The organism is Sodalis sp. C49, assembly GCF_046352915.1.
Taxonomy (GTDB): domain Bacteria; phylum Pseudomonadota; class Gammaproteobacteria; order Enterobacterales; family Enterobacteriaceae; genus Acerihabitans.
The window spans coordinates 5,232,081-5,244,785 of record NZ_CP163303.1; the positions used below are offsets into that span (position 1 = coordinate 5,232,081).

The 12,705-nt window shown below is 62.2% G+C and carries 11 protein-coding genes and 1 pseudogene; 9 read left to right on the forward strand and 3 right to left on the reverse strand.

The window, feature by feature from the left end; translation table 11 throughout:
• Positions 1 to 2: 2 nt before the first annotated feature.
• The gene (locus ABUK12_RS23710) at positions 3 to 1,034 is read right to left on the reverse strand and encodes a putative B6 ABC transporter substrate-binding protein (protein ID WP_410014123.1); all 1,032 of its coding nucleotides are present in this window, start codon (positions 1,032 to 1,034) and stop codon (positions 3 to 5) included.
• 96 nt (positions 1,035 to 1,130) lie between these two features.
• On the opposite strand from ABUK12_RS23710, the gene ABUK12_RS23715 reads away from it, so the two are divergent.
• Together ABUK12_RS23715 and ABUK12_RS23720 are read left to right on the forward strand one after the other, a co-directional pair.
• Positions 1,131 to 1,574 (forward strand): hypothetical protein, encoded by a 444-nt coding sequence (locus tag ABUK12_RS23715; protein WP_410014124.1) that lies wholly within the window; start codon positions 1,131 to 1,133, stop codon positions 1,572 to 1,574.
• A gap of 198 nt (positions 1,575 to 1,772) precedes the next feature.
• Entirely contained in the window at positions 1,773 to 3,251 is a 1,479-nt protein-coding gene (locus ABUK12_RS23720) for a 4-hydroxyphenylacetate 3-hydroxylase N-terminal domain-containing protein (protein ID WP_410014125.1), read from the forward strand.
• 65 nt (positions 3,252 to 3,316) lie between these two features.
• On the opposite strand, the gene ABUK12_RS23725 is transcribed toward ABUK12_RS23720, so the two are convergent.
• The gene (locus ABUK12_RS23725) at positions 3,317 to 4,237 is read right to left on the reverse strand and encodes a proline iminopeptidase-family hydrolase (RefSeq protein WP_410014126.1); all 921 of its coding nucleotides are present in this window, start codon (positions 4,235 to 4,237) and stop codon (positions 3,317 to 3,319) included.
• 90 nt (positions 4,238 to 4,327) lie between these two features.
• A complete protein-coding gene (locus ABUK12_RS23730) occupies positions 4,328 to 5,086 on the reverse strand; it encodes a LuxR family transcriptional regulator (protein WP_410014127.1) in 759 nt (252 codons plus the stop codon).
• Positions 5,087 to 5,339: 253 nt separating this feature from the next.
• Between ABUK12_RS23730 and ABUK12_RS23735 the strand changes: the two are divergent.
• The 7 genes and pseudogenes from ABUK12_RS23735 to eat all read left to right on the forward strand — a co-directional run.
• Positions 5,340 to 5,753: pseudogene (locus tag ABUK12_RS23735) on the forward strand (alpha/beta fold hydrolase); the annotation flags it as partial.
• Positions 5,754 to 5,776: 23 nt separating this feature from the next.
• Complete coding sequence (locus ABUK12_RS23740) at positions 5,777 to 6,715, forward strand: ABC transporter permease (protein ID WP_410014128.1); 939 nt, start codon at positions 5,777 to 5,779, stop codon at positions 6,713 to 6,715.
• Complete coding sequence (locus ABUK12_RS23745; RefSeq protein ID WP_410014129.1) at positions 6,712 to 7,557, forward strand: ABC transporter permease; 846 nt, start codon at positions 6,712 to 6,714, stop codon at positions 7,555 to 7,557. Before ABUK12_RS23740 ends, ABUK12_RS23745 begins: the two co-directional genes overlap by 4 nt.
• Entirely contained in the window at positions 7,554 to 8,546 is a 993-nt protein-coding gene (locus ABUK12_RS23750; RefSeq protein ID WP_410014130.1) for an ABC transporter ATP-binding protein, read from the forward strand. The genes ABUK12_RS23745 and ABUK12_RS23750 overlap by 4 nt, the downstream gene beginning before the upstream one ends.
• The gene (locus ABUK12_RS23755; protein ID WP_410014131.1) at positions 8,543 to 9,553 is read left to right on the forward strand and encodes an ABC transporter ATP-binding protein; all 1,011 of its coding nucleotides are present in this window, start codon (positions 8,543 to 8,545) and stop codon (positions 9,551 to 9,553) included. The genes ABUK12_RS23750 and ABUK12_RS23755 overlap by 4 nt, the downstream gene beginning before the upstream one ends.
• Positions 9,554 to 9,565: 12 nt before the next feature.
• On the forward strand, positions 9,566 to 11,080 hold the full coding sequence (locus tag ABUK12_RS23760) for an ABC transporter substrate-binding protein (RefSeq protein ID WP_410014132.1): 1,515 nt from the start codon (positions 9,566 to 9,568) through the stop codon (positions 11,078 to 11,080).
• A 239-nt stretch (positions 11,081 to 11,319) separates the two neighbouring features.
• On the forward strand, positions 11,320 to 12,705 hold the full coding sequence (gene eat, locus ABUK12_RS23765; RefSeq protein WP_410014133.1) for an ethanolamine permease: 1,386 nt from the start codon (positions 11,320 to 11,322) through the stop codon (positions 12,703 to 12,705).

Genomic DNA, 12,705 nt, shown 5'->3' on the forward strand with positions numbered 1-12,705 from the left:
GACTATTTACCGCCGGCGGCCAGCAGGTCGTGCAGCGATTTAGCGTCGTAATCCGCCGGCACGGTGATTTTACCGCTGATGATGTCGTCGCGCACCGCGTTGACGCTCTGCCAGATATCGTCCGGGATATGGGCGGTTTTCAGCAGACTGATCGAGCCGTCCGCCAGCGAAGTCTTGTAGTTGTGGGAGCCGAATTTATCCTGCTTGAGATCCTCGATCATGGCGGTGTAGACCGGCGTCAGGTTCCACAGGACGGAACTGAGCAGGTTGCCTTTATCAATGGGGGATTTGTCGCCGATGACGTCGATAAAATAGACTTTGCCGCCGTCCGGCGCCGGGGTGGTTTCCACCGCCTGCAGCATGCCGAAGCTCGAGCCGTTGCCCTGGCCGAAGATAATATCCGCGCCGGCGGCGATAACGGAGGCCGCCACGCGTTTACCGCCCGCGGCATCGCTGTACGCCGCCGGGCCGATCACCGCGTAACGGATTTTAATATCGCTCCTGGCCGCCCTGGCGCCGCGGATAAAAGCCGAGGACTGCGCGTTCCAGGCCGGCGGCTCGCCGGAAACCACGATGCCGATGGTGCCGCTGCGCGTCATTTTCGCCGCCAGCGCGCCGGCCAGGTAGGCCCCCTCCTGGCCGCTTACCGTATAATCGGCCACTTTGCCGGCTTTTAACGACGACGGGCTGTCGGTGATGGCCACCGGCACATTGGCCTGCGCGCCGATTTCCGGCCCTGACTGGTTATAACCGCTGGCGTGGGCGATGATAAGCTGCGCCCCATCTTCCGTCAGGTCGCGCAGCGTGGGGCGGATATCGCCGTAGCCGAGGTTCTCCGCCACCATGACTTTGACGCCTTCTTTGGTACCGGCCGCCCTGGCGGCGCTGATGCCCTGTTGGTTCCAGCCGAAATCAGTGCCGGGTTCGGGGGTGACTATGGCGATAGTTTTAATATCAGCGGCATAGGCCGCTGAACAGAGCACCGACAGCACCGACATCGCAGCCGCGTATTTTAACCAACCTTTACCCATCATCTTCTGTCCTCGATACATTTTATTGTTGACAATACGGCTAATAAAATCTTTTCTGATGCATTCCTAACGGATAGGACCTGTTTACTGGAGCACTTTATGACACTAAAGGGGCTAGTATTGCCCTGTTTGTTTTTTTTCACCACCGCAATCTGCGCCGGGGAATCAACAAATTATCAACGCGGTACGCGGGGATTAACCCCTTTTCTGGTGGTGGTGAACAACACCGGCCATCGTCCGCTGGACTGCGAAGCGACCACCGCCCACTGGTATTCGGTCGCGTTGGGCGCCGTTGCCCCCGGCGCGACGCTATCCACCGGACTGTGGAAGAATATCGCCAGCGGCGAGGTGATTATCCTCAATGACCATCAGGATCGGTTGCCCGTTCAACGCTTCTGGTGCGGCGAGCAGGGGCGATCCTGGCAAACCCGCTACGAGGTGGCCTTGTCGACGCACCGGGGCGAAAGCCCGCGCTCCCTTACGCTCGACTGCGCCGGCGGCGCGGACCCCATCCAGTGCCGCGTCGCGCCGAGCGGTCTGTAGCCCAGAGGGTTTCTTAAACCCTTCTTATCCCGGCAAGACATAACGTTTGAATCTTGCTTTAGCCCGTGCTTAGCTTAACCGGCCGGGTACGGTGGATAGCGGCAGGCCATAAAGACCGGGCCGGGATAGGTAAAAATAGCGCCCGGCGCGCGTAAAGCCGGGGCGTTGCGTTTTTGACCCAAGGGAAGGGGAATCACTATGACATCCGTGTTGGCAAAGGGTAAGCCGCACCGGCTTAAGACCGGCGCCGAGTTCAAGGCATCCCTGGAGGATGGACGGCGGCTGTGGGTTAACGGCAACAGGCTTGGCAGCGTGATGGACGACCCCGCGCTGGCGGCGGGGGTCAATGTGCTGGCGTCGATGTTCGACGACCAGTTCAGCGCGGAGCATGCCGACGCCACCACCTGCGTCGATCCCGCCAGCGGGACGGTGGTCAGCCGCGCCTGGCAAATTCCCCGGACCTGCGATGATCTGCGCGAGCGGCGCAAAATGATTGAATACACCTCGCTCAAGACCGGCGGCACCTTCGGTCGCCCGCCCGATCTGGCGCCCGCCATCGTCGTGGGACTCTATGCCCTGCTGCCTGTCTTTAAAGCCAAGCGGTCCGCCCTGGACGGCTGCCGTCCCGATTTTGCCGAAAATATCGAACGCTACCTGGCCTATGGCCGCGATAATAACCTGACCGCCGCGGAAAGCCTGGCGGGCCCGCAGGCTGACCGATCGTCGCCCAAGGCGGGTTGGGGGTCGCTGCTGCGGGTAAAAAGTATCGAGCGGGGCGGGATTCGCGTCTCAGGGGCCAAAACCGTCGGCTCCGTTGCCGCCCAGGCCAACGAGATTTTTTTCACCAACCTGGGGAGCAGCCAGGAAACGCCGCCGGAAGCCTGCATCTGGGGGGCGATCCCGGTTAACGCCGAGGGCATCAAATTGATTTCGCGGGAAATGGTCTCCCATCCCGGCGCCGATCCGTTTGACCACCCCCTCGCCGGACTGGGGGAAGAAGCCGACCAGTTTATTATTTTCGATAACGTTTTTGTGCCCGCCGAGCGTATTTTTAATCTTGGCGATCCCGACGCGATGCGGTATTACGGCCCGGTATGCGTTTTCGCCCACTGGCATGTGCTGACAAGGCTGGCGGTAAAGGCCGAGCTGTTTGTCGGCGCCGGGCAGCTGGTGCTGGATGTGCTGGGCACCGGCCGCATTCCCGCCGTGCAGGCCATGCTGGGGGAGCTGATTGAATATGCCCAAACCCTGCGCGCCTTTATCTATGCCGCCGAAGCGCAGGCGCGTCTTACCGAGGGCGGCGTAATGGCGCCCGATGCCGGCATGCTGACCGCCGGCCGCCTGTATTCCATCCGGCACTATCCGCACATTGTCCATATCCTGCAGGAGATGTGCGGGCAGGGGCTGGTGATGCGTTTTGGCAAGGCGGCCTTCGACAATCCCGATATCGGTCACGCGCTGCGGGAGTTATTGGCCGGCCACGGCGCCAGCGCCATGGAAAAAGAACGCTTGATGAATTTTATCTGGGATATGACCACCGGGGCGCTGGCCGGACGGGTGGCGCTGTTCGAGAACGTGAATGCCAGCCCGGCGCCGCGGCTGCGCGCCCGGCTATTCGAGGAAGTGAAGCGCGATGCGTTCGTCGGCCAGGTAAAAAAACTGGCCGGGCTGGCCTGATGACCGCACGGCCGCGGTTGCCGGGCCGCGCCAACACATCGCCGCCGGCAACGTCGCCGCGGCGGTTAACGGCCGGCGACGCTCTCCCGGGTTTCCAACTGACGGTCCAGGAAGTTCCCCACTACCTGCATGCAGGCCGCGCGCTCCTCTACGTGCGGCATATGGCTTGATTGCTCGAATATCACCCATTCGGCGCCGGCGATATGATCCTTGAAGGGCTGCACCACCTCCGGCGCCGCCTCGTCGTAGCGGCCCGATATCAGCAGCGCCGGCACCTGTATCCGCGCCAACCGGTCAATAATGTCCCAGTTTTTCATGGTGCCGATAACGTGGAATTCCGTCGGACCGTTCATGGCATGGTACACCGTCGGGTCGGCGTCCATGGCGGCGAAGGTGCGCGTGACTTCTTCCGGCCAGGGCGTAAGCCGGCAGACGTGCCGCTGGTAAAATACCCGGGTGGCCTGGCGATACGCCTCGCTGTCCAGGGTGCCCGCGGTTTCGTGCTCCACCAGACAGCGCTGTACCGGGGCCGGTAACTGGGCGCGCAGCCTGGCCGCCGCCTGTAGCCATAGCGCCATCGACGCCGGCGAATTGGCGATGACGATTGCCTTGAGACCTTCCGGGCGCAATACGGCGTGCTCCGCCGTCAGCATCCCGCCCCACGACTGGCCGAGCAAGGCATAGTTGTTGCCGATGCCCAGATGCGCCAGCAGGTTATCCAGCTCCGCCAGGAACAGCGATACCCGCCAGAAGTCGGCTCCCTGGTCCGGTAAATGGGTGGAACGGCCATTGCCGAGCTGATCGTAATGGATGACCGCCCGGCCGCTGGCGGCGATATCGCGGAACGCGTCGACATAATCATGGGTGCAGCCCGGGCCGCCGTGGACCACCACCAGGGGTGTCTTGCCATTATGGAGATCGCCGCAGATGCGGTACCAGGTTTGGTATTGCTGAAACGGCGCGTAGCCTTCGGTAATGCTGTACATGACGGTTTACCTGTCGGTTAAGGATAACCTAGGGTAAAACAGCGCGCCCGGCGGCGGATAGCTAGAGAAAATGCTAGGTATTGCGCCGGCTCAGCTGTCGAGCAGGCGGTAATGCATCGCCCGCACCACGGCCTGGACCCGGTTGCTGGCCCCCAGCTTGCGTGCCGCGGAGTTCAAATGCAGCGTCACGGTGGCAATCGAGCGCGACAGCTTGCGGGCGATCTCCTTGGCGGTCAGCCCCTCGGCCGACCAGCTCAGGCACTCCCTTTCGCGTTTGCTCAGGCGCACATACTGGCAGGTCAGCATCTGGCGGTCGAATAGCGGATAAACACGCTCCTGAAAGGTATGGGCCAGCAGGCCCAGCTCCGCCAGAGTCTGGGTCAGATCGCGCTCCCGGCCGCCGCCGCTGACGATGCCGGTCAGGGTGGCGAATCCCCCCTGCGGCAGGTGCAGGGGCACCGTGGCGCCGCAGGGCATATTGTTGTCGCGCATATAGTGCGTTACAGGCTGATGTCGCTCACCGATGATATCGCGCAGCAAGGTCGTATCCGGGCGCTGATAAGACCAAACGAAAGGCGCGCAGCTTTTCAGGGCGTACAACTGCACTGGATCCACCTGGTAGTAGCCGCTTTCGGTCCATAGCTGCCGCATATCCTCCGGCACATTGCTCATGCGCAGCACCGACGGCGTAATGAGTTCGCCTTCCAGCGAGCGCGGCACCGGCGTGTAATCATAAATCAGCGCCTCCATGCCCAGCCGGGCGCTTTGCCGGTACAGGTATAAAAAGGCGTCGTCAAGACTGCAGCCGGCCTGCGGCGTCGGCAATGCATCGGTTACCACAATGCTCATCGGCCCCCCTTATCTCTTCCAGTCTCCATGGCGCCAGGGCATGGATCCTGCAAAGCCATTCCCGTATCGCTTCCGGCGCTCGCGACGCTTGTTGTCGGCCACCGGATGGCATGCAATTTGGATGCCACGCCGCCCGGGGACCGGAGGCGAAACCTAGCATTTTTACTAACTGTTCAGCGCCGCGGCTTATGCGTAGCGTAAAGACATCATCATGGCGGCGTGGCGCGGGCCGCCGGCAAGCACCGGGGGAGATATGTGGAGTGAGATCAGGCCTGACCGGCAAGTGGATATTGAGGTCGACGGTTATCGGGTGACGGCCTACGAGTTCGGCGCGGGCGACGAGACAGCGCTGTGCCTGAACGGCGGCCCGGGGCTGCCCTGCGACTACCTGCGCGAAGCGCAACCCTGCCTCAGCAACCACGGCTACCGGGTGGTGGCGTTTGATCAATTGGGCACCGGCCGGTCCGATCGGCCGGATCTGCCCGGATTATGGACCATGGCGCGCTATGTGCGTGAAGTGGACACCGTACGCCGGGCCATGGGACTGGATCGGGTGCATCTGCTCGGTCATTCCTGGGGCGGCTGGCTGGGCATCGAGGTGGTATTGCACCATCCGGGTGCAATCAAACGCCTGATCCTGGAAAATACCGCGGCGGATATACCCCATCAACGCGGCAGGGGGTAGGGAGAATGCACCGTTATCGCTTTGTCCTGTTCCGTCCGCTGCAACTGGTGCCGGTATTGCTGGGCATCAGCATCATCACCTTTATGCTGGTGCGCGCCATCCCGGGCGATCCGGCGCGCATTCTGCTGGGGGTACGCAGCACCCCGGCGGCGATCGCGCGTATTCGCGCCCAGTATGCGTTGGATCAGCCGCTATGGGTACAGTACGGCTATTTTCTCACTAACCTGCTGCACGGCGAGCTGGGACGCTCCATTGTCTATCGCGTCGATACCCTGAAACTGATTATGACCCGCATTGAGCCCACGCTGTGCCTGGTCGCGGGCAGCGTGCTGCTGGCGCTGCTGCTCACCGTGCCGCTGGCCGCCGTCGCCGCCCGCCGGCGGGGGAGCGCCGCCGACCAGGTTATCCGGCTGCTTTCCACCGCCGGACTGGGTTTTCCGGCGTTCTGGCTGGGCATTATGCTGATCCTGCTGTTCAGCGTCACCCTGGGCTGGTTTCCTGTCTCCGGTTATGGCGACGCGTGGAGCGCAAGGCTGCATCACCTGGTGCTGCCCTGCCTGACGGTGGCGCTGGCGCTGTCGGCGGTGCTGACGCGTAACCTGCGCGCCAGCCTGCTGGCGGAGCTGAAGGCGGATTACGTCACCGCCGCCAGGGCGCGCGGGCAGGAAGAGGGACGTATCTTCTGGCGTCATGTCATGCCTAACTCGCTGGTGCCTACGGTCAACCTGCTGGCGGTGAATATCGGCTGGCTTATCGGCAGCACGGTGGTGATTGAAAGCGTCTTTGCCATCCCCGGCATGGGCCAGCTGTTGGTCAAGGCGATATTCAGCCGCGACTATATGGTGGTGCAGGGCGTGGTAATGGTGTTTGCCCTGGCGACGGTGCTGGTCAACCTGCTGGCCGATCTGCTGACCGTGGCCCTGGACCCGAGGGTCACATTATGATGCCCGTCCAGGCCGTCCGCCATTTTTCCGTGCGCTGGCTACCCCGGCGCGCCGCGCTGCGCGCGGGCATGGGTATCCTGCTGATGTGGTGTGTGCTGGCGGCGCTCGCCCCCTGGCTCGCGCCCTTCGATCCCCTTTACCAGAATGCGGATGCGCGCCTGCTGGCGCCAGGCCTGCCGCACCCGTTCGGCACCGATAACTTCGGCCGCGATATTTTCTCCAGGATCCTCTGGGGGGCGCGCGTCGATTTGCAGATCTGCCTGCTGGGCGTGGTGTTTCCGTTTACCATCGGCACCATCGTCGGGGCGTTGTCCGGTTATCTCGGCGGTCCCGTCGACGCCTTTATCATGCGCTGCATCGACATTGTGCTGGCATTTCCCTTCCTGGTGCTGATGCTGTCGATTATCGCCATTATCGGACCGGGGCTGGGCAGCTTTTATATCGCCATGGCGCTGGTGGGCTGGGTTTCCTACGCCCGGCTGGTGCGTTCGCAGGTCCTGATCCTCAAGCATAGCGACTTTATGCTGGCGGCGCGCAGCCTGGGGTTTAGCCACGGACGCATTCTGTTCGCCCATTTATTGCCCAATGCCCTGACCGGCTCCATCGTGTTTTCCATGTCGGACTGCGTGCTGGTGTTGCTGAACGGCGCGGCGGTGAGCTATCTCGGCCTCGGCGTACAGCCGCCGACGGCGGAGTGGGGGGTGATGATTGCCGAAGGGCAGAGCTTCATCACCACCGCCTGGTGGATCACGACTTTTCCGGGACTGGCCATCGTGCTGCTGGCGATGGGCTTCAGCCTGCTGGCCGATGGCCTGGGCGATAAACTGGGGGCACGGCCATGAGCGCGCCGGTACTGCGGGTCAATCACCTGACCGTCAACAACCGCCAGGGCACCGCCCTGGTGGAGGATGTTTCCTTTACCCTGGCGGCGGGCGAAATGCTCGGCCTGGTGGGCGAAAGCGGTTCAGGCAAAACCGTCACCTGCCGGGCGCTGATGCGGCTGCTGCCTGGGGAAGGATTAACCATGGGCGGCGGCGAGGCGTGGCTGGGCGAGACCGATATCATGACCCTCGATCCCCGCCAGATGACCCGGGTGCGCGGCCATCAATTGGGCATGATTTTCCAGAATCCCGCCAGCCATCTTAACCCGGTGATGACCGTCGGCGGGCAGATCGCCGAAAGCCGCCGCGCCCATTTCGGCGCCGGGCGGCGGGAGGCGCGTGCGGCGGCCGTCGGCCTGCTGCGCCGGGTGGGCATCCCCGATCCCGAGCGGCGGGTGGATCATTACCCGCATGAGTTCTCCGGCGGCATGCGCCAGCGGGCGATGATCGCCGTGGCGCTGTCCTGCGAACCCAAAATCCTGATTGCCGATGAGCCGACCACCGCGCTGGATGTGACGGTACAGGTGCAAATCCTGCGTTTATTAATGGATCTGCGCGACCGGCTGGGCCTGGCCATCATTATGATCACCCACGATCTGGGCGTGGTGGCGCAAACCTGCGATCGGATCGCGGTGATGTATGCCGGCCGATTGTGCGAGGTCGGCGACAAACGCCGGGTACTGGCGCAGCCGCTGCACCCCTATACCCAGGGATTGATCGATTGCCAGCCCGTGAGCGAAGGCGGCGGCGGCCGTTTAAAGACCATCGCCGGCCAGCCGCCGTCGGCGGATGGCTTTGCGCCGGGCTGCCGGTTCCATACCCGCTGTCCGCGCGCCGGCGAGGCATGCCCGTCCGTGCAACCGCCGCTGCTGGCCGCGCGCGGCGATCCGGCCCACGGCGCGGCCTGTTTTTATCCTCTGCATGCGTTAACCCACCGGGAGGGATCATGATAACCAACGCCTATCCATTATTGGAAGTCGATGAGCTGCGGGTGTCGTTTCCCCTGTCCGGCGGCAATCCGCTGCGCTGGAACCGGCCGCGGGTTCAGGCGGTGAACGGCGTATCGCTGCGTATCCACCCCGGTGAAACCCTGGGACTGGTGGGCGAGTCCGGCAGCGGTAAAAGCACGCTCGGCCGCGCCATCCTGCAATTGGAGAAAAGCACCGGCGGCAGCGTACGTTTCGACGGCCGCGACGTAACCCACGGCCTGACGAGCGATATCGCCCGCCTGCGCCGGCAGACGGCGATGATTTTCCAGGACCCGTTTTCATCGCTCAATCCCCGCCAGACCATCGGCGCCGCCATCGCCGAAGTGCTGCGCGTGCATCGCAAAGTACCGCCGGGGGCGATAACCGCCCGGGTGGCCGAACTGCTGACGCTGGTGGGGCTGCAGCCGGCGCAGGCGGATAAGCGGCCGGGCGCCCTGAGCGGCGGGCAGTGCCAGCGGGCCGGCATCGCCCGCGCCCTGGCGCTGGAACCGCGGCTGATGGTGGCGGATGAATGCGTTGCCGCGCTGGATGTCTCCATCCAGGGGCAGATTATCAATCTGCTGATGGATCTGCGTGAGCGCATGGGGCTGGCGATACTGTTTATCGCCCACGACCTGGCCATTGTCCGCCGCCTGTGCGATCGGGTGGCCGTAATGTACCTGGGACGTATTGTCGAGGAAGGCCCGGTGGAATCGGTATTCCATTTGCCGCGCCATCCGTATACCGCGGCGCTGGTGGCGGCCATTCCGGAAATCAACCCCGATCTGCCGTTGCCCGCCGAGCCGCTGGCCGGCGAACCGCCCAGCCCGATTGCCATTCCGCCGGGGTGCGCCTTCCATCCCCGCTGCCGTTATGCCCGACCCGCTTGCCGTACCGGTTCCACCCCTGATACCCGGCATGTTGCCGACCATGCTTTTGCCTGTGTGCTCGACAGAAATACCGGCGAAGCCGACTTTCCTTTTCAATGAGGTATGTTAACCATGAAGCGTAAGCATTTTAACGTTGCCGCCGCCGCGGTCTTTCTGGCGCTCAGCGCGGTCGGCCAAATCGCCGAAGCCGCCGGGGTATTGAGCATTGGCCGGCGCGAGGATTCCACGACCTTCGACCCGATTAAGTCGGCGCAAAACGCCGATAACTGGGTGTTTTCCAATGTATTCGACGTGCTGGTGCGGGTGGATAAAAACGGCACGCGCCTGGAGCCGGGGCTGGCGGAAAGCTGGGAAATCTCCCCCGACGGCAAGGTCTATACCTTTAAGATGCGCGACGCCAAATTCTCCGACGGGTCGCCGGTGACCGCACAGGATGCGGTGTTCAGCCTGCTGCGCATCCGCGATAATGAAGGGTCCTTATGGCGCGACTCCTACAGCGTCATCGATAAAGCCGAAGCCACCGGCCCCCACACCCTGGTGGTAACGTTGAAAACGCCGTCCGCGCCGTTCCTCTCGCAGCTGGCGCTGCCGAATGTGTCGGTGCTGCCGGAAAAAGTGGTGAAAGCCATGGGCGAGGAGGCGTTTGCCGAAAAACCGGTGGGCTCGGGCGCCTTTAGCGTCAAGTCCTGGACCCGTGGCGAAAAGGTGGTGCTGGTGAAGAACCCCTATTTCTGGCAGGCGGATCGCGTCAAGCTGGACGGCGTGGAATGGCTGACGCTGCCGGACGACAACACACGCATGCTGAAAGTGCAGGCGGGTGAGCTGGACGCGGCGCTATCGGTGCCGTTTTCCCGCATCGCGTCATTGCAAAAAGACCCCAACCTGGACGTGCATCTGGATCGATCCACCCGCGAGGATCATTTGCTGATTAACCACGAGCATGGCGCGTTGGCCAAGGTCGAGGTGCGCCAGGCGCTGGATTTCGCCATTGATAAAAAAGCCATTGTCGATACCGTGACTTTCGGTTTCGGCCATGTCGCCAACTCTTATATTCCCGAGGGCGCGCTATTCCATTATGCGGACAACCTGCAGCGTCCCTACGATCCCGAGAAAGCCAGGCAGATGCTTAAGGCCGCCGGCGCGTCGGATCTGAAGCTGAATTATGTCGTCAACGCCGGGGATGAGGTGGACGAGCAGATCGCCATTCTGCTGCAACAGCAACTGGCCAAGGCCGGGGTAACGGTGAACCTGCAAAAGGTCGACCCAAGCCAGAGCTGGGATATGCTGGTGGCGGGCGAATATGATATTTCGGTGATGTACTGGACCAACGATATCCTCGATCCCGATCAGAAAACCACCTTTGTGCTGGGCCATGACGCCAATATGAATTACATGACCCGCTATCATAACGATAAGGTCAAGGATCTGGTGGCCGCGGCGCGGGTGGAAATGAATGCCGGCAAGCGGCAGCAGATGTATATCGACCTGCAAAAAATGGCCAAGGCGGACGTGAACTGGATCGATTTATATTACAGCCCCTATCGCAACGTCAGCCGCAAGAATATCAAGGATTTTTACCAGAATCCGCTGGGACGCTTCGCGCTTGAGGATACCGATAAGCTCTAGCCCGAGGGCAGGGGGCGGACATGCGCATGCTCCCTGCACCGGCACGCGTCAGACGGCGGTGAATTCCCCCTTTATCTGCACCAAAAAGCATCATGGCGCCCGTGTTTATGCCTCCCGGCCGGCGCTTTAATCAACGATTCGGCTGTTTTATCAGCATATTGGCCTCAATTCACCGTGCTCCGCTGATGTGGTATGACCTTTGCACCTTTACAAATACTTACATAGCCTAGGACACCATTATGCAAAGCACAAAAGTGGCACCGGTTTTGAAGCGTACGCTGGGGAGTTTCCATTTGTGGGGCATCGCCGTGGGCCTGGTGATTTCCGGCGAGTATTTCGGCTGGAGCTACGGCTGGGCCCAGGCGGGCACGCTGGGCTTCCTGGTCACCGCGGTGGCGGTGGCGGCCATGTATTGCGCCTTTATCTTCAGCTTCACCGAACTGACCACCTCCATACCCCATGCGGGCGGTCCCTTCGCCTACGCCCATCGCGCGTTCGGTCCCACCGGCGGTTTTATTGCCGGTTTCGCCACCCTGGTGGAATTTGTCTTTGCCCCGCCGGCCATCGCCATGGCCATCGGCGCCTATCTTAACGTGCAGTTTCCGGCGCTGGAACCGCGCTGGGTGGCCCTGGCCGCCTATCTGGTGTTTATGACGCTGAATATTCTCGGCGTCAGTATCGCCGCCACGTTCGAGCTACTGGTCACCCTGCTGGCGATATTTGAGCTGTTGGTGTTTATGGGCGTGGTGGCCCCGGGCTTCGACCTGGCCAACTTTACCCGCGGCGGCTGGGCCGGCGCGGAACACTTCAGCGTCGGCGCGTTTTCCGGTATTTTTGCCGCCATTCCGTTTGCCATCTGGTTTTTCCTCGCCATTGAAGGCGCCTCCATGGCGGCCGAAGAGGCCAAGGATCCCCAGCGCACCATTCCCCGCGCCTTTATCGGCGGCATCCTGACCTTAACGGCGCTGGCGCTCGGCGTGATGGTGTTTGCCGGCGGGGTGGGCGACTGGACCAAACTGGCCAATATCAACGACCCGCTGCCGCAGGCGATGAAGATTATCGTCGGCGGCAGCAGCGGCTGGCTGCATATGCTGGTCTGGCTGGGACTGTTCGGGCTGATTGCGTCGTTCCACGGTATTATCATGGGATACTCGCGCCAGATTTTCGCCCTGGCGCGCGCCGGCTACCTGCCGAAACCGCTCTCCAGGATCAACCGTCGTTTTCGCACGCCGCATCTGGCGATCGTTGCCGGCGGCGTGGTGGGCATCGCGGCGATTTTTTCCGATTCCCTGATTATCATCGGCGGCCAGCCGTTAACCGCCAACATCGTTACCATGTCGGTATTCGGTGCTATTGTAATGTATATCATCTCCATGGCGTCGCTGTTTAAACTGCGCCGCCTTGAACCCCGGCTTATCCGCCCGTTCCGCGCGCCGCTGTATCCGTTTGCCCCGGCGCTGGCGCTGGTGATGGCGGTCATCTGCCTGGTGGCGATGATCTATTACAATCAAATGCTGTTTATGATTTTCGCCATAATGATGTTATTGGGTTATGCCTATTTCCGCCTGACGCGTTATGCCCGCGACGCGGCGGCGCCGGATCCGCAGCTGACGTTATCGGACTGA